This is a genomic window from Vibrio sp. 10N.286.49.C3, assembly GCF_041469545.1.
Lineage (GTDB): Bacteria > Pseudomonadota > Gammaproteobacteria > Enterobacterales > Vibrionaceae > Vibrio > Vibrio tasmaniensis_A.
Window position 1 is genome coordinate 1 of record NZ_JBFRKT010000085.1, and the last position, 225, is coordinate 225.

Annotated in this window: 1 pseudogene; it reads left to right on the plus strand. The window is 35.6% G+C overall.

Features of this window, described 5'->3' with window-relative positions:
- Nucleotides 1–42 precede the first annotated feature (42 nt).
- A pseudogene (locus tag AB4180_RS22210) lies at nucleotides 43–225 on the plus strand (N-acetyltransferase family protein); the annotation flags it as partial.

Below are 225 nucleotides of genomic sequence, written 5' to 3' on the forward strand. Positions count from 1 at the left end.
CCTTAACAGGGCGTTATAAAGCACGCATAGAAAGGATTTTACGTGAACATTAGAACCGGAAAATTTTCGGATGTAGCGGGTATCACTGATATTTTTAATTTCTATATTGAACATACAAATGCACGTTTTGAAGAATCCCCATTTTCGTTAGAAAATCGACAACAATGGTTTTCACAGTTCTCACGAGATAGTAAGTATCAACTCTATGTGGCTACTGAAAATGAA